This is a genomic window from Nocardia sp. XZ_19_385 (assembly GCF_015355755.1).
In the GTDB taxonomy this organism is placed as follows: Bacteria; Actinomycetota; Actinomycetes; order Mycobacteriales; family Mycobacteriaceae; genus Nocardia.
On record NZ_JACVEE010000005.1, the window covers coordinates 83,999 to 106,440 of the forward strand.

General features: G+C 67.5%; 24 protein-coding genes. 10 read left to right on the top strand and 14 right to left on the bottom strand.

Going from position 1 to position 22,442, the window contains the following annotated elements; genetic code table 11:
• Positions 1-61 precede the first annotated feature (61 nt).
• Positions 62-1,072 carry a DUF418 domain-containing protein gene (locus IBX22_RS38180; protein ID WP_194819626.1) on the top strand — a complete coding sequence of 337 codons (1,011 nt, stop codon included), beginning with the start codon at positions 62-64 and terminating at the stop codon, positions 1,070-1,072.
• Between the two features lie 6 nt (positions 1,073-1,078).
• On the opposite strand, the gene IBX22_RS32485 is transcribed toward IBX22_RS38180, so the two are convergent.
• Entirely contained in the window at positions 1,079-2,269 is a 1,191-nt protein-coding gene (locus IBX22_RS32485; protein WP_194819627.1) for a cytochrome P450, read from the bottom strand.
• Positions 2,270-2,391: 122 nt separating this feature from the next.
• Here IBX22_RS32485 and IBX22_RS32490 point away from each other — a divergent pair, with 122 nt between their 5' ends.
• From IBX22_RS32490 to hppD, 6 genes are all read left to right on the top strand, one after another.
• On the top strand, positions 2,392-3,972 hold the full coding sequence (locus IBX22_RS32490) for a Na+/H+ antiporter (RefSeq protein ID WP_194819628.1): 1,581 nt from the start codon (positions 2,392-2,394) through the stop codon (positions 3,970-3,972).
• Positions 3,973-4,064: 92 nt separating this feature from the next.
• Positions 4,065-4,466, top strand: a complete 402-nt coding sequence (locus IBX22_RS32495) for a hypothetical protein (protein WP_194819629.1) — start codon at positions 4,065-4,067, stop codon at positions 4,464-4,466.
• 36 nt (positions 4,467-4,502) lie between these two features.
• Positions 4,503-4,658, top strand: coding sequence for a DUF6131 family protein (locus IBX22_RS32500; RefSeq protein ID WP_194819630.1), 156 nt, complete (start codon positions 4,503-4,505; stop codon positions 4,656-4,658).
• A gap of 11 nt (positions 4,659-4,669) precedes the next feature.
• Positions 4,670-4,879: a CsbD family protein gene (locus tag IBX22_RS32505; protein WP_194819631.1), complete on the top strand. Its 210-nt coding sequence runs from the start codon at positions 4,670-4,672 to the stop codon at positions 4,877-4,879.
• Positions 4,880-5,043: 164 nt separating this feature from the next.
• On the top strand, positions 5,044-5,556 hold the full coding sequence (locus IBX22_RS32510) for an EF-hand domain-containing protein (protein ID WP_228540016.1): 513 nt from the start codon (positions 5,044-5,046) through the stop codon (positions 5,554-5,556).
• Complete coding sequence (gene hppD, locus IBX22_RS32515) at positions 5,553-6,692, top strand: 4-hydroxyphenylpyruvate dioxygenase (RefSeq protein WP_194819633.1); 1,140 nt, start codon at positions 5,553-5,555, stop codon at positions 6,690-6,692. Before IBX22_RS32510 ends, hppD begins: the two co-directional genes overlap by 4 nt.
• A gap of 34 nt (positions 6,693-6,726) precedes the next feature.
• Here hppD and IBX22_RS32520 read toward each other — a convergent pair whose 3' ends face one another.
• The 7 genes from IBX22_RS32520 to IBX22_RS32550 form a co-directional block, all read right to left on the bottom strand.
• Positions 6,727-7,404, bottom strand: coding sequence for a phosphoribosyltransferase (locus IBX22_RS32520; RefSeq protein ID WP_194819634.1), 678 nt, complete (start codon positions 7,402-7,404; stop codon positions 6,727-6,729).
• Between the two features lie 126 nt (positions 7,405-7,530).
• Positions 7,531-8,238, bottom strand: a complete 708-nt coding sequence (locus IBX22_RS32525; protein WP_194819635.1) for a phosphoribosyltransferase — start codon at positions 8,236-8,238, stop codon at positions 7,531-7,533.
• 108 nt (positions 8,239-8,346) lie between these two features.
• Positions 8,347-9,120 (bottom strand): GAF and ANTAR domain-containing protein, encoded by a 774-nt coding sequence (locus tag IBX22_RS32530; protein ID WP_194819636.1) that lies wholly within the window; start codon positions 9,118-9,120, stop codon positions 8,347-8,349.
• 169 nt (positions 9,121-9,289) lie between these two features.
• Positions 9,290-10,012, bottom strand: a complete 723-nt coding sequence (locus tag IBX22_RS32535; RefSeq protein ID WP_194819637.1) for a VIT family protein — start codon at positions 10,010-10,012, stop codon at positions 9,290-9,292.
• Positions 10,013-10,042: 30 nt separating this feature from the next.
• The gene (locus IBX22_RS32540; RefSeq protein WP_194819638.1) at positions 10,043-11,623 is read right to left on the bottom strand and encodes an FAD-dependent oxidoreductase; all 1,581 of its coding nucleotides are present in this window, start codon (positions 11,621-11,623) and stop codon (positions 10,043-10,045) included.
• Between the two features lie 213 nt (positions 11,624-11,836).
• Entirely contained in the window at positions 11,837-12,373 is a 537-nt protein-coding gene (locus tag IBX22_RS32545) for a YdcF family protein (protein WP_194819639.1), read from the bottom strand.
• Between the two features lie 31 nt (positions 12,374-12,404).
• On the bottom strand, positions 12,405-12,782 hold the full coding sequence (locus IBX22_RS32550) for a hypothetical protein (protein ID WP_194819640.1): 378 nt from the start codon (positions 12,780-12,782) through the stop codon (positions 12,405-12,407).
• A gap of 206 nt (positions 12,783-12,988) precedes the next feature.
• Here IBX22_RS32550 and IBX22_RS32555 point away from each other — a divergent pair, with 206 nt between their 5' ends.
• A complete protein-coding gene (locus IBX22_RS32555) occupies positions 12,989-13,696 on the top strand; it encodes a hypothetical protein (protein WP_194819641.1) in 708 nt (235 codons plus the stop codon).
• Here IBX22_RS32555 and IBX22_RS32560 read toward each other — a convergent pair.
• The gene (locus IBX22_RS32560; RefSeq protein ID WP_194819642.1) at positions 13,693-14,694 is read right to left on the bottom strand and encodes an AraC family transcriptional regulator; all 1,002 of its coding nucleotides are present in this window, start codon (positions 14,692-14,694) and stop codon (positions 13,693-13,695) included. The two genes, IBX22_RS32555 and IBX22_RS32560, sit on opposite strands and share 4 nt — an antisense overlap.
• Positions 14,695-14,763: 69 nt before the next feature.
• Here IBX22_RS32560 and IBX22_RS32565 point away from each other — a divergent pair, with 69 nt between their 5' ends.
• Together IBX22_RS32565 and IBX22_RS32570 are read left to right on the top strand one after the other, a co-directional pair.
• On the top strand, positions 14,764-16,221 hold the full coding sequence (locus IBX22_RS32565; protein ID WP_194819643.1) for an NAD(P)/FAD-dependent oxidoreductase: 1,458 nt from the start codon (positions 14,764-14,766) through the stop codon (positions 16,219-16,221).
• 78 nt (positions 16,222-16,299) lie between these two features.
• Positions 16,300-16,713: a nitroreductase family deazaflavin-dependent oxidoreductase gene (locus tag IBX22_RS32570; RefSeq protein WP_194819644.1), complete on the top strand. Its 414-nt coding sequence runs from the start codon at positions 16,300-16,302 to the stop codon at positions 16,711-16,713.
• A gap of 28 nt (positions 16,714-16,741) precedes the next feature.
• Here IBX22_RS32570 and IBX22_RS32575 read toward each other — a convergent pair whose 3' ends face one another.
• From IBX22_RS32575 to IBX22_RS32595, 5 genes are all read right to left on the bottom strand, one after another.
• Complete coding sequence (locus tag IBX22_RS32575) at positions 16,742-17,254, bottom strand: hypothetical protein (RefSeq protein ID WP_194819645.1); 513 nt, start codon at positions 17,252-17,254, stop codon at positions 16,742-16,744.
• A 74-nt stretch (positions 17,255-17,328) separates the two neighbouring features.
• Positions 17,329-18,339: a MerR family transcriptional regulator gene (locus IBX22_RS32580; RefSeq protein WP_309234879.1), complete on the bottom strand. Its 1,011-nt coding sequence runs from the start codon at positions 18,337-18,339 to the stop codon at positions 17,329-17,331.
• A gap of 46 nt (positions 18,340-18,385) precedes the next feature.
• Positions 18,386-19,675 carry an ABC transporter permease gene (locus tag IBX22_RS32585; RefSeq protein WP_194819646.1) on the bottom strand — a complete coding sequence of 430 codons (1,290 nt, stop codon included), beginning with the start codon at positions 19,673-19,675 and terminating at the stop codon, positions 18,386-18,388.
• Positions 19,672-20,928, bottom strand: coding sequence for an ABC transporter permease (locus IBX22_RS32590; protein ID WP_309234880.1), 1,257 nt, complete (start codon positions 20,926-20,928; stop codon positions 19,672-19,674). Before IBX22_RS32590 ends, IBX22_RS32585 begins: the two co-directional genes overlap by 4 nt.
• Complete coding sequence (locus tag IBX22_RS32595; protein ID WP_194819647.1) at positions 20,925-22,442, bottom strand: ABC transporter ATP-binding protein; 1,518 nt, start codon at positions 22,440-22,442, stop codon at positions 20,925-20,927. The genes IBX22_RS32590 and IBX22_RS32595 overlap by 4 nt, the downstream gene beginning before the upstream one ends.

Consider the following 22,442-nt stretch of genomic DNA (forward strand, 5'->3'; position numbering starts at 1 on the left):
AGCGGGCGACATCGCCGGACAAATGCGGCAGAGCCCGGCTGGTGCTCGATAGCGTGCAGCTATGGCGGGTGATCACGACGGCTGGGCGCGAGTCCCGGAGCTGGATGCGGTGCGCGGGTTCGCGGTGGGCGGTGCGGTGATCGCGCAGACGTGGCGAGTGACCGGCGTGCCGGCAACGGTGGCGCCCGGGGTGCTGGATCCGATGCGGCAACTGCTGGCGGTGGTGGCGGAGGGATGTTTCCTGCCGATCTTCGCCGTGCTGTTCGGGGTGAGCTTTTCGATGGTCGCCGACCGTGCCACGGCGCGGGCGGAGCAGCCGTGGCTGGTTCTGCTGCGCAGGGTTGTGGCGCTGGGGGTGCTCGGGTTGGTCCACCAGCTGTTTCAGCCGGGGGAGGCGCTATTGCCTTATGCCCTGGCGGGATTGGTGATTCTGCTGCCTGCCGCCGGGTTGCCGCGGTGGGTCGTGCTGGCCGCCGGACTCGCGGCCACCGCGGGGGCGGCGGTGCTGCTCGGCGATGGATTCGGCCTTGTCCCTGGGCTTTTCCTGCTCGGGATGGCCGGGGCCCGGTTCAGGATCGTCGAGGTGCTGCGCGAGCGCGCCTGGCTCGTGGCGATGGTGTTCGCGCTGGCCTTGCCCGCGGCGGTGCTGGCGGGGAAGTGGGAGTTCCGGACCTCGTACCTGGATCTGGCCAGTTCGGCGCCCGCGGTCGCGGGTTTGCTCGGTGCGCTGGCTTACACGACGGGGCTGCTGCTGTTGCTGCGCACCAGCTTCGGCGAACTTCTCGGCGCGGTGTTGCGGCCGATGGGGCGGATGGCGCTGAGCAACTATCTCGGTGCGACGGTGCTGATTCTCGTGGCCGATGCCTTGCTGGACTCGAATAGCTATGGGGCGCTGCTACTTCTGGCCGTCGCGATCATCCTGCTGCAGACGGTATTCAGCGCCCTGTGGCTGCGGTGGTTGCGGTTCGGGCCGGTGGAGTGGTTGTGGCGGTGCGTGACCTGGTGGGAGTGGGCGCCGATCTGGCAGCGACGTCCGCAACCTGCGAGCCTCGGGCTGCCGCACCTCGGGTAGCGCGCTTCACGCCAGCCGCACCGGCAGGGTGAGTGGCCCCCGGTGCCGGAAACCCGATCGCCACGGGATTTCCGAGGACTCCGTGGTCAATGTCGTTGCGGGCCAGCGGGTACAGACGTAGTCGAGGGTCGCCGCCGTGACGGTGCGGATCAGGGCGGTGCCCAGGCAGGCGTGCGGGCCGTGGCCCAGGCCGAGGTGGGGGTTGCGTTTGCGGGCCAGATCCAGGGTGCTGGGCGCGTCGAACTTCGCCGGGTCGTGGTTCGCGGCGGCCAGACAGAACAGCACTGTCTGCCCCGCGCCGATGCTGTAGCGGCCCAATTGCAGGTCGGCGGTGGCGAATCGGGGGGTCGCCAGAACTTGCGGGGAGAGGTAGCGGAGCAGTTCGTCAACGGCGCGATCGGGGGCGGCGCGCAGCAACGGAACCTGGCCGGGGTTGGTCAACAAGGCGAGGATCGCGCCCGCCACCAGATCTGCCAGCACCTCGTACCAGACGAACAGGAGATAGAAGAGCACACCCTGCAACTCCTCGGCGCTCATCTCACCGCGATCGTGGGCTGCGACGAGCCGGCCGAGCACGGAGTCGGCGGTCCGGGTGCGCTCGATGGTCCCGGTAACGATGGCGCCCATCGTCTGGAGGGTTTCGCGGGCCTGCCGCAGCGGCGCACCGGCCGCGGGCAGCAGCGTCGAATTCGCCCACGCCAGTAGCGCTTCGCGGTCCGGTCCGGCCAAGCCGAGGAGTTCGCCGAGCACCGCGGCGGGCAGCGGGACGGCGAGCCGCTCGACCAGATCGACCGGGCCCGCCGAATCCAGATCTTTCAGCAGTGATTCGAGCAGTTCGGGCGTCCGCCCGGCCCACTCGTCCAGACTGCGGGGCGACAGTTCCGCAGTGAGCACTCGCCGGAGCCGCGTGTGTTCTTCGGGTTCGGTATCGAACAGCACGCCGAAGGCGGGGGGCACCGTGAACCCGCGATAGTCCCGCGTGCCGGCATAGCTGGTGCTGGTGGCCAGCCGGTCATCGCGCAGACCCGCGCGCACATCGGCATACCCGGTCACCAGCCAGGCCGGGGGACCGTCGGGCGTGCGCACCCGATGCACGCCGCCGTCGCGGCGCAGCCGATCCAGCACCGGCCACGGATCCGCCGCGAAGCCGTCGTCGAAGATCTCCAGCACTACGCCCCCATTCACGTTGTCTGCCAATAAGTCTCGGCCGCGCTCGGTGCGCACCAAACTACCCCGCCCACGCCGAACCAGCACCTACCGGAGGTGTTGTCGGCGCGGCTGGGTGGAAAACGGGGCTGAGCACCGCAGACTGGTCGGTCATGGACCAGTTGGTGCTGATGTTCACGCTGCTGTTCGCGACGATTCTGGCCGAGCCGCTGGCACGGCGGATCGGAGTCGCATCACCGGTCCTGATGACGCTGTTCGGGTGCGTGGTGGCGTTGATTCCGATGGCCCCGCGCATTCACCTCCCACCGCATCTGATTCTGCCGCTGGTGTTGCCGCCGCTGCTGTACGCGGCCGCGCGCCGGACCTCCTGGCAGCAGTTCGCCGAGAACTGGGCGCCGATCGCGCTGCGGGCGGTCGGGTTGGTGGCGGCGACGGCCGTGGCGGTGGCCGCGGTGTTCCACCATTGGTATCCGGGCGTGCCGATCGCGGCGGCGATCGCGCTGGGCGCGATTGTCGCGCCACCGGATCCGATCGCGGCGACCGCGCTGGCGAGCCGGTTGGGCTTGCCGCGCCGATTGGTCGTGGTGCTCGATGGGGAGGGGTTGTTCAACGACGCCACCGCCATCGTCATCTACAGCGTCGCCATCCAGGCGGTCGTGACCGGACACTTCTCCACCGCGCACGCGGCGGGCGAGTTCGTGGTCTCCGCGGTCGTCGCCGTGCTGGTCGGGCTGGTATTGGGCTGGGCTGGTACGAAATTGACCGAGTATCTGGAGGAAGCGTCCTGGCAGGTTGCTCTCAGCCTGCTGCTGCCCTTCGCCGCCTATGGGTTCGCCGAGGCGTGGCAAGGGTCCGGGGTGCTCGCGGTGCTGGTGTGCGCGCTGTATCTGACCGACGCCGTCACCGATATCGGCGATCGCGACTACCGGCTGGTCGGGGATTCGTTCTGGGAGATCACCGAAATGCTGCTGGCCGGTTTCGCTTTCGGCCTGATCGGCCTGGAGTTGGGCACGGTGCTGGAGGCCACCGGGCACGATTGGCCGCGGTTGCTCGGAGTCGCGGGCGCAGTGATCGCGGTGGTGGTCGTCCTGCGGCTGGTCTGGCTGATGGCCACCTGGGCGATCGGCCAGGGCTGGTGGCGGCGCCTCGACGCCGACGAGCCCTACACCTGGCGCGAAACCATCGTCACCTGGTGGGCGGGAATGCGTGGCGTCGCGAGTGTCGCTCTGGCGCTGGCCATTCCGCTGCTCACCGATGCCGGCGCGCAGTTCCCCGGACGCACCGAGATCCTGTTCACCGCCTTCGCGGTCGTGCTGTTCACCCTGTTGGTGCAAGGGCCGACGCTGCCGCTGGTGGTGCGGCTCACCGGCGTGCACGCCGACACCCGAGCGGAACGGGAACTCGAACGGGCGCTGTGGGAGCGGGTGATGCGCGCCCAGATGACCAAGCTGAAAGAGCTTGCCGCGAGCGAGAATCTGCCCGATGAACTCTACGAGGGCATGCGCGAGCAGTTCCGGCAGCGCATGGCGCGCGCCGACCCGCAGGCCGCCGACGAAGAGGACGCCCGGGCGCAGGCGATGCAGGACATGCAGGTGATGCGCAAGGTGCGCGAGGAGATCGTCGAGGCCGGCCGGCACGAGGCGCTGGCCGCGCGCCGGGAGCCGGGGATGCCGCCGGACGTGGTGGATCGGGTCACCCGCCGGCTGGATCTGGGCCGGGCAAAACCCGGCTAACAGAAAAACGGCTGGTCGAAACGTTGTTTGGGTTCGTATTTGCCGGGAATAGCTTCCTGTGTAATGCACACTCCAGCGACCACGGGATTGTCATGATCATTCTCATCGGGCTGCTCGTCCTGATCGCGGCGGTCATCGTCGGCGCCGCCGGTGTGGCGGCGAACAGCGGCGAATTCGACGCCTCGACAGGAAAATTCGAAGTATTCGATTACAGCTTCACGGCCTCGGCCGGTGAGCTGTTCCTCTACGGCATCGTTGTCGGGGCCGTCGGGATGCTCGGACTAGCTCTGCTGCTGGCCGGCGCCGTGCGGGCATCATCGCGCAGCCGGGCCACTCGCCGGGAACTGCGGCAGTCGCGCCGGGAAGTCGCGGCTGCTCAACGTGCCACCGAGCCGCAATCTGCGGCAACACCGCATACCGAGACGAAACCGGTGTGGAGCATGAACCGCTTCATGCCCAAGTCCCGCGGTTCGGTGGACGTCACAAAAGCCTGACGATCAGCGTTCGATCGTCGAGAAAGGGAAAGAACCATGATTGTTCTTGGACTGGTACTTCTGGTAGTCGGTTGGCTGCTCGGAATTCCACTGCTCACAACGGCAGGCATCATCGTGCTGATCATCGGCCTGGTGCTGCTGATCGCAGGCTCGGTCGGCCGTCCGGTCGGCGGGCGCCGACACTATTACTAAAAGGTTGCGCGATGTCAGGGTTTAACGACCGTCCCCCGGGCTCCGGCCCGCGACGGGAAAACCGGTTCCAGCATCAAATCCAGGCGACCACAGGCAAAGTCAAGAAATTCCTCGGACAGGCGACGAGCAATCGCCGCCTCGAGGCGGAGGGGCGCCGAGATCAGTCCCGCGGCAACCTCAAGCGTGCCGTGGACAAACTGAGGGATGCCTTCAAACGCTGACCTGGTCGGAAAGATGCCGGCCGACGGGCACCGGGCCCGTCGGCCGGCATCGGCGTGCGCGGGGTGGCCGAGAATGACGTACGCTGAACGTTGCTGTGGCCTGCTTCACACTTCGGAAGAAGGGTTGACGCAACATGAGCAAGACAGTCGCCAACGACGCCGCGATGAGCAGAATCCGCGTCCGGTTCGACCTTCTCGACACAGATGGCAACGGTGTTCTCGGGGAATCAGACTTTCGTTCCTTGGCCGACCGCATCATCACCGGCCTGGCGGAACCGGCGGGTTCCCCGCGCGCTCAGGCGGTGCTGGCGTCGCACCTGGGGTACTGGCAGGGGCTGCTCGCGCACGCCGACGCCAATAACGATGGAGTGGTGAGTTTCGAAGAGTATGCCGACTCGGTCCGGGACCCCGAGGCCTATGCGAGCTACCTCCGGCCGTATGCGGAGTCGGTGGCCGCGATCTGCGATCGCGATGGCGATGGCATGGTCGATCGTGCCGAGTACCTGAACTACATGCGGCTCGTCGGGTTCGATGCCGAGAAGTCGGCGGCGATGTTCGACACCCTGGATCACACGGGCAGCGGTGAGATTTCAGCTGCTTTGTGGGCCGAGGTCATCGGGCGGTTCTACACCAGCCCCGCCGCGGACCCGGTAGCCGACCTGCTCGCGAACGCTTGACCGCCGCGACCGATACTGCCACCGCGATCACGACGTCGGACCAGCCGTTCACGGTCAGCGGTTTCGACGCGATCGTGTTCGCGGTGGGCAATGCCTGGCAGTCCGCGCACTTCTTCGCCAGCGCCTTCGGAATGTCGGTGGTCGCCTACCGTGGCCCGCAGACCGGCAGCCCGGACGAGTGCTCATATGTGTTGCGGTCCAACGCGGTTCGCTTCGTGGTCACCGGCCCCACCCGGGCCGGCACCGAACTCGGTGAGCACATCCACGAGCACGGTGACGGTGTGGTCGATGTCGGGCTGGAGGTGTCCGATGTCGGTGCTGCCTACGAACACGCGATAGCCCAGGGCGCCCACGGTTTGGTCGAACCGCACCAGGTCGGTGACGGGGACGGCACGGTCATGCTGGCGACGATCGCGGCCTATGGGCGGGTGCGCGACACTTTCGTCGATCGGACCCGCTATCGGGGCCTGCACCTGCCCGGATACCTGCCGAGATCGATCACGGTGGCCGGTTCCGGGGCCGGATACTTCCACACCGTCGACCACTGTGTGGCCGCGGTCGAAGCCGGCCGAATGGACGAGTGGGTGGATTTCTACCGGCGGGTGCTGGGCTTCGGAACCATGGCGGAATTCGTCGACGGGGAGATCTCGACGAAGTATTCGGCGCTGCGCTCCCGGGTTGTCGCCGATCCGCGGCGGCAAGTGAAGATCCCCGTCGTCGAGCCCGCGAAATCCGAACGCGACAGTCAAGTCGACGAGTTTCTGCGCTTCTACGGCAGCCCCGGCGTCCAGCATATTGCGTTGGCCACCAACGACATTCTGGGTGCGATCAACGGTATGCGAGCCTCCGGTGTGGAATTTCTGCCGACTCCGCCCGCGTACTACGCGGACCCCGGACTGCGCGACCGCATGGGGCCGATCACCACACCGATCGCGGTGCTCGAAGAGCATGGCGCACTGGTCGATCGCGACGACCACGGCCACTTGCTTCAGATCCTGACCCGCCCCGTGCAAGACCGGCCGACGGGGTTCTTCGAACTCATCGAGCGGCACGGCTCGCAAGGTTTCGGTGTCGGCAATTTCGCCGCCCTGTTCCAGGCGATCGAACATGAGCAGGACCTGCGCGGCAATCTCTGACCGGATGCGGCACTGCCCTAGGTGGCTCGCGCGACTACAGGACCGGGTCGGTCTGCGGGAGAGCAGCCGGTGGGGTGGGTGGGGTGGACCGGGTGAGTAGTTCGAGGACGGTGGCGTCGGTGACGTCGTCGAAACGCTGATACCACTGGGCGATGGAGTGGAACAGGGCCGGAGTTTCCAGGCAGACGACGTTGTCGGCGGCGCGGCTGAGGCTGCGGATGGCGCGCGGGGAGCCGACGGGGACGGCGAGGACGACGCGATCGGCGCCGCGGGAGCGGGCTACCTCGATCGCGGCGCGGGCGGTGGCGCCGGTGGCTACGCCGTCGTCGACGATAACGGCGGTTTTGCCGTCCAAGCGGGCCGGGGTGCGCTCGCCCCGGTAGCGCAGGATGCTGCGGGACAGGGTGTTACGGGCTTCGCGTTCCACGCGCAGGCGTTCCGGGTCGGAAACGAAGGCGCGCAACAGGATCGGTTCGTCGATGACCTTCACCTCGTGGGCGCCGATCGCGCCGAATACCAGGCCGGGCTGGAACGGCACTCGAAGTTTGCGCACCACTTCGACTTCCATCGGCACACCCAGGGCGGTAGCCACCTCGTAGGCCACCGGTACACCGCCGCGCGGGACGGCCAGCACCACTACATCGGGACCGCGGAATCCTCGTAGCCGCTCGACAAGTCGCCGTCCGGCGTCACGGCGATCGTGGAATGGCATCTACGGGACCTCCTGAGTCAATTGCGCCACGGGTCGAGCCGCGCTGCTGGACTCGGAGAATGTTTGTAGCTTACGCCCGAACAGATCGGCCCGCGAGCGCCGGTCAGGGCATCAGGCACCGCGCCCTCATCGCACGCGGTGCCGGCCGGACCGGGATTCGCCCGGCGGCCCGGTATCGATCCTGCGTGTCTGTAACCAGCGGTTGTTCGCCCGATCGAGCAGGTCCACGACCTGATCGTCGGCGACCTCGTCGAAATCCCCGTACCACTGGCCGATGGAGTGGAACAGCTCCGGTGTCTCGAGGCAGACCACATTGTCGACCAACCCGGACAGATGCCGGATCGGCCGGCACGAGCCGACCGGCACCGCGTAGACGATGCGGACCGCGCCCCGCTCCCGGGCGCTCGCGCACGCGGCCTGCGCGGTGGCGCCGGTGGTGACGCCGTCGTCGACGATCACGGCGGTCTTGCCCGCCAAACCGATCCGGTCACGCCCTTTGCGGTAGGCAAGTACCTTGCGCGCCAGCTCTTCTCGCTCCGCCCGCAGCACCCGCTGGCCCTCTTTCTCGGAAACGAAGGCACGGACCAGGGGCTCGTCGTCGATGATGCGCACCTGATCCTCGCCGATGGCCCCGAAGATCAGCGGCGCCTGAAACGGCACTCCCAGTTTGCGCACGACCGCGACATCCAGCGGTACGCGCAGCGCGGTCGCCACCTCGTAGGCGACCTCGACTCCGCCGCACGGCACTGCGAGCACGACCACGTCGTCCCCGCGGAACGCGCGCAGGCGTTCCACGAGGCGTCGGCCCGCGTCGCGGCGGTCGAGAAAGGGCATGGGTGTCCTCCAGAGTCGTTGGTGATCACGATGGTGAGCCGCGCTTCGGGACTCGGAGAGGACTCGAATTCTAACCACGTGGTCAGCCGATCAGGGAGGTAAACCGCACTATTGTCCGATGCCTTCGCCGAAGTGCGGTTGGCCCTCGGGTTCGGCGCCCGTGACGGTACGGATGATGCCGCGCGCGATCTCGGCCAATTTGACGTTGCGATTCTGCGAGGCGTTGCGCAGGATCTCGAACGCCTGCGCCCGGGTGCAGCCGCGCTGGCCCATAACGATGCCGAGAGCTTGATCGATCAGGGATCTGGACGCGAGGGCGGCGCGCAACTGCGCGGTGCGGTCGTTTTGGCGGGCCACCGCCAGCGCCGTCGTCAGCAGCACGCTGGTGTGCTCGCCGGTCAGGCGGATTGCCCAGCGGGTCTGTTCGTCGAAACCGTTCGGGGTGGTCGCGTACAGGTTGAGCGCGCCGATCGGTGTGCCGTTGGCGAGCAGCGGCTGCGAGTAGATGGAGCGAATCCCGTGCGCCATCACCCGCGCCGGATAGTCGCCCCAGCGTCGCTCCTGCGCGACATCGGGCACCAGCACCGGTTCCGCGCTGTTCATCGCCTCCAGGCATGGGCCGCTCTGCTGCTGGAATTGGATCTCGTCTACCCGGGATGCCTCGGCGCCGGTCGCGCCGACCGTCACGGTGTCACCGGCGCGTCTGATGGAGACTCCGGCCATCGGTTTGCCGGGCAGCATCTTGGATGCGACGGCGGCCAGATCCCGTAGTGAGGACTCGATATCGCGGGTGGACAGCAGCAGTGCCGTCAGTTCCGACATTCCTGAGACGAGTTCGTAAGCGGTGCTCTCATCGTCTCGTTCTCTCAGTTCCTCCGACATGGCTCATCACCTCCGGCGGCTATGGGTGCGTCACCGGTTCGCCGCCACCGCTCGATATCTCCGGCGTGGCGGCCCGGCGCCACGGGGCTCCCAACCCGGTGCTGGGTCGTAGCGGTGGTCTCGAACTCGATTGACGGGTACCCGCTCGCCGGCGACGGAAACGGTGCCGTCAGATTCCGGAAAGTCCTGCCAGTTGCCCGATTCCGTAGGTCACGGCCATGGCCAGCGCGCCACCGGCGACTACTCGCAGCACCGCCCGGTTGCGGTCGCTGCCGCCTAGCCGGGCGCTCACCGAACCGGTCAGAGCCAAGGCGATCAGCACCGCGACGAAGGTCACCGGAATGCGTAAATGCACCGGGGGCAGCAGAATCGCCAGTAGCGGCAGCAGTGCGCCGAGCGTGAACGACACCGCCGAGGACGCCGCCGCCTGCCAGGGATTGGTGAGAGCCTCTGGGTCCAAACCCAATTCGGCTTCCGCGTGCGCGGTGAACGCGTCGTGCGCGGTGAGTTCCGCGGCGACCTTGCGCGCGGTCTCGGGGGTCAGGCCCTTGGCCGCGTAGATGCCCGCCAGTTCCTCGAGCTCGGTCTCGGGCTCCTCTTCGATCTCGCGGGCTTCCTTGGCGAGCAGGGCGCGTTCGGAATCGCGCTGGGTGCTGACGGAGACGTACTCGCCGACCGCCATGGAGATCGCCCCCGCGCTGAGTCCGGCGACGCCGGCGGTGAGGATCGCCGAGGTAGTGGTGGTCGCCGCGGCTACGCCGACCACCAGACCGGCGGTGGAGACGATGCCGTCGTTCGCGCCGAGGACGCCCGCGCGCAGCCAGTTCAGCCGCGACGACAGCCCTTCGGCGTGCGGCTCGTGCGGGTGCGGTTCGTTCGTCGGCTGAGCCATACTCCGGACACTATCCGCTCACCTCGCCTCTCAGGCCGCAGCGCGCAGTGTGTCCGCCAGCCGCACCGCGAGCGCGACGAGGGTCAGCGTCGGATTCGCGTGCCCGGTCGTCGGGAACACCGAACTGCCTGCGAGATAGAGGTTTTCGACCCCGTGCACCCGGCAGTCGGTGTCGACGACGCCGGCTTCCGGCCGCGCCGCCATGCGGGTGGTCCCGGTCGGGTGCGCCCAGTCGGTGAGCTGCGTCGAGAGTGTGCTGCCGACCCGCGCCCAGTCGTAGAGCGCCGGTTTCGCGTAGCCGAGCCGCGCGAACTCCTCCACCGCCAGCGCGGCCGCCCGCCGCACCGTGGTGTCCTCCTGCTCGTGCACCCGCCAGTCGATCCGCGCCAGCGGCACCCCGAGCCGGTCGACGCGGTCACTCAGAGTGACCCGGCTGTCAGGGTCGGGGACCTGTTCGACCATGCAGCGCAACTCGATTCGGTCCAGCTTGTGCGGCAGCCCGGCATGCTGGATGAGCCGGCGCCGGGCGCCGGCCAGCAGCAGCCCGGAGTTCGCGAGCGCCACGCGCGCGTCGTGCCGGGTGCCGCGCCCACGCATCAGCTGTTTCACCGACTCCCACGGGTCGTCGTCGGCGGGCACCTCCTGCAGCCATAAAGCGCAGTTCAGCAGCCTCTCCGTACGCTGTAGAGCGGGGGACAGGGCCAGGCCGTGCAGAAAGGTGTGCTTGCCGTGCGCGCTTTTCACCACGTACTTGCCGAACCGGTCCAGCGCCGCGGCGGCCTGTGCGGGTTCCAGCGCGCCGACCGCACCGCAGCGATGATCCATCAGGTAGCGCCCGACCAGGCCGTGCCGGTTGCCGACGCCCTCCCGGCGGATCCGGCGCGAGGCCAGCAGCAGGCGCGGGTTGGTGATGCCGCCCGCGGCGAGCACGAACCACTTGGCCCGCACCGTACGGGGATTGGGATCCGCGACCTGGAGAGACCGCACCCGCGTGCCGTCCGGATCGGTGTCGATATGGGTGACGGTGGCGTTGATCAGCACCCGGACATTCGGCGCGGCAAGGTCTTTCAGATGCTTGCCGAAACGCTTGCAGTCGAACGGGTCGACCGGGTCGCGGCTGATCTGCCAGAAGTAGGGGCGAAACCAGCTCGGGTCCAGCGACTCCTGGGGGCGCGCCCGCCCGGACAGCTCCCAGAACGCGTCGTCGGTGAAGCCGGTGCCGTGCCCGATCCCGATATGGCGCGCGGCGCGCTCCAGGTACGGATCGAGGTCGGTGATCGGCCAGCCGGAGCCGGGAACCCAAGGGCGGCAGTCGAAGTCGAGCTGGTCGAGCAGTCCGCAGCGCCCGCTCCAGGTGTGCGAGTTGCCGCCCAGGATCCGATCGCCCGCCACCCGGCCCGAACCGGCTCTGGTCGCCCCCGCATTGTCGACATCGTCCAGCGCGTTGGCCGCTTCGGCGGATTCGAGCCCGCCGCTCTCCAGCACGAGTACCCGCAGCGACGTCCCGGCGAGCTCCGCGGCGAGCGTCGAACCGGCGGGGCCGGAACCGATTACGCAGATGTCGGCGGTCAGCTCGTCGTCGGCGACCGCGGCCAGCTCATCGATGCGCATCAGCGTTCCTCCCTACGCCGCAGCCAGTAGGGCACGGCTTGCTCCGCTGCCCGTACCGGCATTTTTCGGCGAGTTCGAGGGCCGCCCGGATTTGCAGACGTCGGCAATTGTTTGATCGGCGGAATGCCGTTGATCGATACGCGTCTTCCCCCCGTCCACCCCGGACTCGCAACTCTCCCACTCTAGGAGGAGCGAGCGGTTTTCACTCGGGGTTCAGCAACCGCGGTGCAGGAACGCGCGGATGTACCCGCCGGATTGGCGGATGTACATCCAGGTCCAGAACTTCACACCGAATTCGCTGGGGCTGGCCACCATTGTCAGTTCCCCGTCGAAACACTTGGACACGATGTAGCGGGCGCGCGAGACGTGCGGGGTGTAGGTGATCACGATGATGTGCCGCCAGTCGAATCGCGCTGCACGGCGGCGGATCTCCTGCGCCTCGCCGTCGGTGGTCCACGGGTCGGGGACGAAACAGTGCACGGTGAAGTCGAACTGCCCGGCGCAGTACTTGTCCATCAGAGTGTCGTCGTTGCCGGTGGATCGGGAGATCAGCAGTTCCGGCGCGTACCCCTGCTGCGCCAGGTCGAGGCCGATGTCGAAGCGCTCGTAGGCGGTACCGCCGAGCACCACGATGGCGTCGGCGCGGCGCAGGGGATCGGTCTGCGGATGGATGTAGACCGGCACGCCCGCCAATCCGAGGACGGAGACGAGCACGATCAGCAGCAGTCCAGCTCGTCGCAGGCCCGGCACATTTTCGACGATACGCGAAACATGATGCGGCTCAGTGGCGGACGCGGCGCACCTTCCGAACGGGTGTGGGATGCGGCATGAGCTTGCGGTGGATGAGTTGCAACGCCACCAGCAGCAGCATGGAAAGCGTGGCGGTCAGAAAATCGCCGAGCAGCACGGCGAGAATCGCGAAGCCGCCGAACAGCGGTAATTCGAGCAATGCGCACCAGCCGAGAATCCGTAGTCGGGTGGCGTTGGAATCCAGCCAGCGCACACCGTCGTCGATGATCTCGCGCGCTGTCACCGGGCAGACCATGCCGTCGCCGACCTGGATGAATCGGTGCACCGCCTCGTCGCGGGACAACTCACCGAGCCACGCCCGATCGATCAGCCGCTTACCCTCCTCGGCAACCTCTCTGACCGTGTCCATCCGGCCCCTTCCTCACCCGGCTCAGCCACCCATATCGCACCCGGCTCAGCTACCCGTCACCCGGCGAACGCCAGGATCCGCGGCAGAAGTCTAGGGGCCGCCCAGGACAGTGCCTAGAGGTGATTCGCGCCGCCTTGGCCGTGTCCTCAATCTATGGGGTCGATCCGGTTCGCGAGAGGCCGTGGGCTGCTGGCATGCTGACGGCCATGATCAATCTGCGGGGTGCACGGTGGATGGCGGGTATCGCGGCGGGGGCGCTGCTGCTGGCCGGTTGTAGCGAGTCGAAGTCGCAGGGCAGTACAGCGGCGCCGAGCACGCCGCGCGAGCAGTTACTGCTGACCCAGGACGAATTCCCGGCCGGCGCAAAGAAAGTCGACGTGCCGAAGGACAAGCTGGAGGCGGCCGCCGCGGACATGACCGGCCTGCAGGACACCGCCACGCTCACCCCCGCGGAATGTGCCGCCACCACAAAGGATCTCAGCACCGCCAGCAAGGCGCTGCTCGCCGATTCGGCGGTCGCGGCCGCCACCGACGCCAAATCCGGTGTCATGTACATCGAGTTCGTGGCCGGGCGCACCGGTGACTTGCAGGCCATCGCCGAGGGCAACAAGCGCTGCGGTGACCTCACGGTGACCAGCTCGGTCGAAGGCAAGCAGATCAGCACCGTCGCCAAGGCCGAAAACCTCAGTGCGCCAGCGGACTTGAAGGGCATCGACGCGATCGCCTTCCGCACCACCACGATCTCGACCGTCGGCGCCGGCAAGCCGCTCACCTCGGTCGGCTACCAAGGCATGGCCGTGCTGCGCGGCACCACCGTGGTGGTGCGCGCCAGCGCGCTCAAGGATTCGCTGGACGAGGCCGCGTTCCAGAAGCTTTTCGTCGACGCGGTCCGTAAAATCGAGACCGCTTCCTAAGACTCGCGGCGCACGGCGCTGGGTGTGCTGCCCCACCAGCGCCGACAGCAGCGGGTGAAGGTGGCCTGCTCGGAAAGGCCTAGTAGCGAGGCGATTTGGGTCATCGGCATGTCTGTGGTGGTCAGGTAGCGGCGGGCCTCGGTGCGGCGGACATCGTCGAGGATCGCCGCGAATGTTGTGCCCTCGGCGCTGAGTCGGCGTTGCAGCGTGCGTGGGTGCAAGGTGAGCAGCTTTGCCACGATGCCGATCTCGGGTGGCGTGGTGCCGAGCAGCTGCTGGATGGCGGTTTGCACCTGGGGCACGATGGAAACGCCTGCGCGCCTGGACTGTTCGGCCAGGAAGGCGATGGCCAGGCGGTGCAGGTTCTCGTCACCGCCGGTCAGTGATTTGGCGGTGAGGTTGCCCGGCACGCGGAGCACGGCGGCGGGGCGGCCGACACGCACCGGCGCGCCGAAGAATTCCTCGTAGGTCTGCAGCGGGGCCTGCGGTCGATAGGGGAGTTCGACCGAGCGCAGACCGTAGCGGTCCCCGGCCAGGCGCTGGATCGTGCGGTGCAGGAAGCCCAGGCCTAGATCGGTGCCCTGCACCGGCGTCGGCTGGCCCGGCGGCACGCCGTAGCGCAGGGCGACCACGCCGCGGTTCTCATACGGGTCGGGTTCCACGGTGAGGCTCAATGAGCGCGCGTGCACGAACAGATAGCGCGAGGTGCACTCCAGCGCGTCGGCCAGGGTGGGTGAATTGCGGATGGCCAGCGCGAGCGGGCCGAGCATGTCCAGGTCCTGCCGGTAGGCGATGCGCAGGCCCAGGTCGGGACAGTTCAGGCGGTGCGCGGCTAGTTCCAGCACTGCGGCCATGGCGTGATCGGGGACCAGGATGTCGTCGGCGTCCAGGGCCGCGACGGGCAGTCCGACCGCGAGGGCCATTTCCTCGGCGTCGGCGCCGAGCTCGGCCACGACCGCGCGAAAACCGCGCAGTCCCGCGGACCTGATCACCGACATGTCGTCTAGAATCAAATACTTGTCGCGCAAAGTCAAGAATCTGGTCGGCCGCTTTTTCACACTGGAGGTATGAACGGTGAGGTTCAGGACCATGTTGATGTCGTGATCGTGGGCGCGGGCCTGTCGGGTATCGGCGCGGCCTATCGGCTGCAGACCGAGTGCCCCGGCAAGAGCTACGCGATCCTGGAAGCCCGCGACACCGTAGGCGGCACCTGGGATCTGTTCCGCTACCCCGGAATTCGCTCCGATTCCGACATGTTCACCCTCGGCTACTCGTTCAAGCCGTGGCGCGACGCGAAGGCCATCGCCGACGGCCCGTCGATCCTGCGCTACATCAAGGAGACCGCCACCGAGTTCGGGATCGATCAGCACATTCGGTACCAGACCAAGGTCGTTGCGGCCGAATGGTCTTCGGACACCTCGCGCTGGCTGCTGACCGTCGAGACCGCGTCCGGCGAGCGCACCCTCACCTGCAACTTCCTCTACACCTGCGCGGGCTACTACAACTACGACCAGGGGCACGCGCCCGAATTCCCCGGTGCCGCTTCATTTTCCGGTCAGACCGTGCACCCCCAGTTCTGGCCCGAGGGCCTCGACTACGCGGGCAAGCGCGTCGTCGTCATCGGAAGTGGCGCCACCGCGGTCACTTTGGTGCCCGCCATGGCCGACGAGGCCGCCTCGATCACCATGCTGCAGCGCAGCCCGAGCTGGATCAGCCCCGTGCCCGGCCGCGACAAGCAGGCCGACAAGATCCGGGAACTGCTGCCACCGAACCTGGCACACCGGGTGATCCGCACCAAGAACATCCTGTTCAATATCGGCTTCTACCAGTACTGCCGCCGTCGGCCGGAGTCCGCCCGCAAACTGCTCACCGGCCTCACCACGCGAATCCTGAAGGACGAGAAGGCGGTTGCCGAGCACTTCACGCCGTCCTACAACCCGTGGGACCAGCGGCTCTGCGCGGTCCCCGATGCCGACTTCTTCAAGGCGATGAAGAAGGGCAAGGCCGAGGTCGTCACCGACCACATCGAAACCTTTGTCCCCGAGGGCATCCGGTTGAAGTCGGGGCGGCTGCTGGAGGCCGACATCGTCATCACCGCCACCGGCCTGCAACTGCTCGCCTTCGGCGGCATCGCCCCGATCGTCGACGGGCGCAAGGTCGACCTCTCGGACCAGTACGTCTGGCAGGGCGCCATGCTCACCGGCATCCCCAACTTCGCCGTCTGCCTCGGCTACACCAACGCTTCCTGGACCCTGCGCGCCGACCTCACCCACCGGCTGGTCTGCAAGGTCCTGCGCCACATGGACCGCAACCGCTATGCCGCCGTGGTCCCGGAACCCGAGGGCAACCTCTCCGAACGCCCGCTGCTGGACCTGGCCTCCGGCTACGTCCAGCGCTCCATCGCCGACTTCCCCCGGCAGGGCGACCGCCATCCGTGGAAGGTTCGCCAGAACTACCTCCTCGACACGGCGACCACCATGCGCACCAACCTGCACAAGACGCTCGCCGGCACTCGCGCGCGCTGATCGTCGCGGGTGCGGCACCCGGGAATTACCCGGCCGGGTCGGTACGTTTCCAGGGACATCCGCCCCGAAAGGAACCGTATGGCCAGCGACTGGAACACCAATATCATCGAGGAATTCCGAGCGAACTCCGGAAAGGTCGGTGGCCCGTTCGCGGGGCGTGAGCTGCTGCTCCTGACGACTACCGGCGCGAAATCCGGTCTGCCGCGGACCAATCCGCTCGCCTTCATCCGCGACGGCGGGCACATCGTGATCATCGCCTCCAAGGCGGGCGCGCCGACCAACCCGGACTGGTATTACAACGTCCGCGCCAATCCCGAGGTCACCGTCGAACTCGGGACCGACAAGTTCCAGGCCACCGCCACCCCGATCACCGAAGGCCCGGAGCGGGATCGCCTCTACGCCGCGATGGTCGAGGTGATGCCCGGCTTCGCCGACTATGCCGAGAAGACCGGCCGTGTGATCCCCGTCGTCACCCTCACGCCGACCCCCTGAGCACGGAATCCGCGGCTGGCTCGGCCGGTCACCGAGCAGGGCTGGTGCCAGGCGCGGACTCCCGGCGGACGGTCGATCGGGCGTGGATCGCTGACTCGACCTCGTCGAGCACCGTGCGGATGGTTTCCCCGTAGGGGTCGTCGCCGAGGGTATGCAGGCAGGCGCGAGTGGAATCGATTTCGCGCTGGGCGGCTTCGAACGAGCCGAGCTGCCGGTAGTTGTCAGCCAGGTTGAGGTGCAGCGACGGGTAGAATCCGGCGACGTCGAGTGTTGAATGATGTTGCTGGGCACGCTCGTTCGTCAGGCTGGCGGCGGCATCGAGGGCGCGCACATCCCAGGCGAGGGCCTGTGCGGCATCCGGCTGCAGGTCGGCCATGAAGTGGGCCAGGGTGCACCGATGCAGTGGGTCACCTTGTGGCCCAATGGATTCCCAGATCTCAGTGAGGACTGTCCGGGCACGCTCGGTATCGCCGTCGCGCCCCAGCGTGACCGCCTGCATGATCGCGTCCATTGTCTCGTCGGGGGAAATCGTTTTGCTCATCGGATAACTCCTTGTCGATCACTGTGATTGGTGTAGTTGCGATTGCCTCCGGCATGCCGATCAGCGCCGGGTGATCAGGGCAGCTGAATCGGCATAACCAGGGTGGTGAGGTCGCCATCGGTCGCGGACCGGACCGCCACAGGTTGGTCGGCGGCGGAAATATCGAGCATCACGTCTGGGCCGACGGCGCCGGCCAGCGCTGGTCGCAAGACTTCTGGCGCGAACCCGATGTCGATGGGTGGCCCGCTGATGGTCGCGGGGAGTTGCCGGGTGCCACTGGAATCGCGCACAGTGAGCCCCGATTCGGCGATGGATAGCACCAGTGGTGTCCCGTCGGTCACTGCGATCAGTGCCTCGCGCTGCACCAGCACCCGTGTCCGCACGGTTGCCAGGCCCGCGAGCACCGCTCGATAGTCGGGGAACGGTTCATCGATCAATGGACAGCGGCGCTCGGTGCCGTCGGCGGCCAATACCAGGAATCCCGCTTCGGTCGAGAGGCTCACCTCGTCGATCTGTCGCAGCCAATCATCAACCGCTGCAAGCTCTTCGGCTGCCACGACCGCCGCCCATGTGTTCGCCCCCTGCCGCGGTACCAGCGTCCGGGTCGACAACCGATACCGATCCGTCGCGGTCAGGGTCAGGGAAGAGCTCTCGGCCTCGATGAAAATGCCTGTCAGTACCGGGAATTCGCCGTCAACCGCAGCGGCCGAGCGAACCTGCCCCACCGCGTCGGCCAATGCGAGCCCGCTCAGGACAACCCCACTCAGCCCCTGCTTGATCGCCGCTGCAACCACGGCGGCCGCGCGCGCCCGCTGCTGCAGATCCCGCACATGGTCATCGAGCAGCTGTGCCGCCGCCGCCGAATCCCCGCCCAGAATCCGGCCGACACCCTCCAACGGCACCCCGATCTCCCGGAGCCGTCGAATCGACACCGCCCGCTCGCACTGCTCCTCGGCGTAATACCGATACCCGGTCACCGGATCCACCCGGGCCGGCGGCAGCAGTCCGCAATCGTCGTAAAACCGCAGCGCACTGGCGGTAACCCCGGTGGCCCGCGCCATCGCCCCGATCGTCAACTCAGTCACCCGGCAATCATGGAGCCTCAGGTAACTCGAAGGTCAACTCCGGCGGCTATTTGCTGCCGGGTGTGTAGGGGATGCCGTCGGCGGCGGGCGCGACGGCCCTGCCGATGAACCCGGCGACCACGACCAGGGTGACCGCGTAGGGGAGCATGCCCAGGAACTCGGTGGGGATCGGATTGCCCGGCATGGTGTTGAGGAACCGTTGCAGAGCGCTGGAGAAACCGAACAGCAGAGCAGCGGTGAGGACGCCGAAGGGGTGCCAGCGGCCGACGATCATCACGGCGAGGGCGACGAAGCCGAGTCCCGCGGTCATGTTCTTGCTGAAGGACACGTTGTTGGCGATGGTGAAGAAGGCCCCGCCGAAACCGGAGAGCGCCCCGGCGATGGTGACATTCCAGAAGCGCAGCCGGTTGACGTTGATGCCGGCGGCGTCGGCGGCGGCCGGATGTTCGCCGACGGCCCGGGTGCGCAGACCCCAGCGGGTGCGGAACAGCAGGTAGGAGACCGCGAACACGCAGACCAGCGCCACGTAGACGAAGATGTTCTGGTCGAACAGCACCGGCCCGAGGATCGGGATGCGGGCCAGGAAGCCCAGCGAATCGCCGACCTTCTGCACGGTGGCGGGCTGGTTCAGGGAGCCGTCGGCACGCATCAGCCGCTCATAGAGGAAGCCGGTGAGGCCGAGCGCGAGCAGGTTGAGGATGATGCCGGTGACCACCTGATTGACCTGGAACCGGGTCGCCAGCCAGGCGAGCAGCAGCGTCGAGCAGACGCCGCTGAGAGTGGCGGCCAGCATCCCGACATAGGCGTTACCGGTGACGGACGCCAGCAGTGCCGCGGTGAACGCGCCGGTGAGGAACTGGCCCTCGATACCGAGGTTGATGACGCCGGAGCGTTCCGAGACGACACCGGAGAGCGCACCGAAGATGAACGGCAGTGCCAGGAAAAGCGTTGTCGCCAGCACGAATTCGACCGGGAAACCGACACCCGGCGTGACGGTCCAGGACAGCGCCGCGATAACGAGCGCGGCCACCGCCCCACCGATCAGGATGCTGTCGAAGCGCTGCACGAGGGGTTTGGGCAGTGCCAGGAGCGCGACTCCGGCCAGTGCGGCAAGGACACTCAGCAGCGCGACGACCACGAGTGTCCCGACGGTCCAGCTCGTGTCGACGGTTTGATCCAGCCGGTAGGTGGTGGTCCGCCCGGTACCGATCAGCAGGAGGCCCAGTCCGCCCAGGACGACGCCCGCGCCGATCAAGCCGTAAGCCGCCGTGGTACGCCGCCGGAAGACCTTGTCGGACACCGCAACCTGCGGTTCGGTGCCGGTCGATGCGTTCACCAGCCCCTCGCTTCCAGAGTGTTGAGCCCGCCGCGCGGTGTCCGCAGCCGCAGCAGGGTTTTGACCAGGGCGGGCGCGGCGATGAACAGCACGATGACGGCTTGCAGCAGCGTGGACATCTCCACCGGGATGGCCGGCTGCATATGCAATGTTCCGGATTTCAGGGCACCGAAAAGCAGTGCGGCGGCGACGATCCCGCCGGGATGCGCGCGGCCGAGCAGCGCCACGGTGATGCCGTCGAAGCCGTATTCCACCGCCGTGCCCGGGTTCACCGTGTACGGGTTCAAGCCGAGCACCAGGGCCGCGCCGCCGAGACCGGCCAGACCACCGGCCACACCCATGGTGGTGGTGAAGGTGCGCCCGATATCCATGCCCGCGGTTTCCGAGGCGTGGGCGTTGGCGCCGACCGCGCGGATCCGGAAGCCGAAGGTGGATTTGCTGAGCAGCCACCAGGTTCCGGCGGCCAGGGCGAACCCGAGCAGCAGGCCGATGCTCACCCGCAGGCCGGACCCGGCCCAGCCGAGCAGCTGCGGCAGCCGGGCCGAGGCGGCGACCGGCTTGGAGACCAGTTCCTGGGAGGTGACCGAGTGGATGAATGTGGTGCCCAGCGCCCACATCAGGAAGTAGGTGGCGATGTTGTTCAGCATGATCGACGAGATGACCTCGTGCGCACCGGTTCTCGCCTTGAGATAGCCGGGTATCGCGCCGAAGAGGCCGCCCGCGAGGCCGCCCGCCAGCAACGCCAGCGGAAGATGCAGCAGCAGAGGAAGTTCCACCGCGAAGCCGACGATCAGCGCGCCGAGCATGCCGAACACGAATTGACCTTGGGCGCCGATATTGAACAGGCCGGCCCGGAACGCCAACCCGACCGCCAGACCGGTGAACATCAGCGGGGTGGCGTAGGTCAGGGTCTCCGAGAGCGGCCGCAGGACCTGGTTCAGCGTGGCCTCGCCCGCGAAGAACTCTTGCAGGCGGCCGAAATCGAGGATCGAGCCCTCGAACAGGTCCTGGTAGGCCGTGCTGACGGCGTACCAGGACGAACTGAACGCGTCACCGGGTCGCGCGAACAGGTAACTGAAGGTTCCGCGCACGCCGGGGTCGGAGACGATGATGAGGACCGCGCCGATGGCGAAGGCCAGCAGCAGCGAGTAGATCGTCACCATCACGCTGTTGGCTTCGGTCAGGTACCGGACGAAGGTGGGGCCGAAGCCTTTCCGGCTCGGCTCGAGGTCCGGCTTGGTTGTCGTATTCACGCGTCGCCTGACGAGGTCTCGGGTCGGTGACCGATCATGAGCTGTCCGATATCGGAGCGCGGACTGTCCGGTGCTACCTCGCCCACGATCTGGCCGTTGTAGATGACGGCGACGCGATCGGACAGGGCGAGAATCTCATCCAGTTCCGCGGAGATGAGCAAAACGGCTGTGCCGGTGTCACGTTCGGCGACCAGCCGGGCGTGGATGAACTCGATGGCCCCGATATCGACGCCGCGGGTCGGTTGCGCGGCGACGAGCACCTTTCGCGGACGGGAGAACTCGCGCGCGATGATCACCTTCTGCTGGTTGCCGCCGGACAGCGCCGACACCAGCTCCTCGGGGCCCTGGGTGCGAATGTCGAACTCCGCGATGGACTTCGAGGCCACCGCACGCACCGCCGCGTCGTCGACCACGCCGCGCCGGGACAGCGGGGCCTCCCGGTACTGGTTCAGCACGATGTTCTCGGCGACGGTGAAATCGCCGACCAGCCCGTCCCGGGCGCGATCCTCCGGAATGTAACCGAGTCCGGCCGCGATGCGCCGGTACGGATGCCATCGGGCGACCTCGGTGCCGGTCAGCTCGATGGAGCCGGCCGCCGGTGCGAGGGTGCCGAGAATGGCGCGGGCCAATTCGGTCTGGCCATTGCCTTCCACGCCGGCCAGGCCGACGATCTCCCCGGCGCGGACGGTCAGGTTCAGGCCGTCCAGCACCGGGATGCCCCGGTCGTCGAGCACCGTGAGATCTTTGATCTCCAAGGCGTTTTCGGCCGGTGCGGCGGGTGTCTTGTCGACGGTGAGGGACACCTCGCGGCCCACCATCGCGGCCGCCAGCTCCGCCTCGCCATCCTCGGGGGAGGCTTCGGCGACCACCTTGCCGCGCCGGATGACCGTGATCGTGTCGGCGACCGCCTTCACCTCCTTCAGCTTGTGGCTGATGAAGATGATCGACATGCCTGATGCCGCCAGATTCCGCATGATCGCCAGCAATTCGGCGACCTCGGGCGGGGTGAGTACCGCGGTGGGCTCGTCGAGGATCAGCAATTCGGTATGTCCCGAAAGAGCTTTGACGATCTCCACCCGCTGTTGCACACCGACGGGCAGGTTTTCGCAGATCGCGTCCGGATCCAGTGCCAGCCCATAGCGTTCCGACACCTCCCGCACCGCGCGCCGGGCCGCGGTGCGGTCGAGAATTCCGGCCTTGGCGTGCTCGCGGCCCAGCTGGACGTTGTCGGCCACGCTGAACGGGCCCACGAGCTTGAAATGCTGGTGCACCATGCCGATTCCGGCGGCGATGGCGTCGCCGGGCGACCGGAATCGCACCGGCGCGTCATCGATCAGGATCTGCCCGGCGGTGGGCTCCAGGATCCCGTAGAGCATGTTCATCAGCGTGGACTTGCCCGCGCCGTTCTCGCCGAGGATGGCGTGGATCTGGCCCGGCTCTACCGCCAGGTCGATCGCGTCATCCGCGACGAAATCGCCGAATGCCTTGGTCAGGCCGCGTAATTCGAGGCGCAT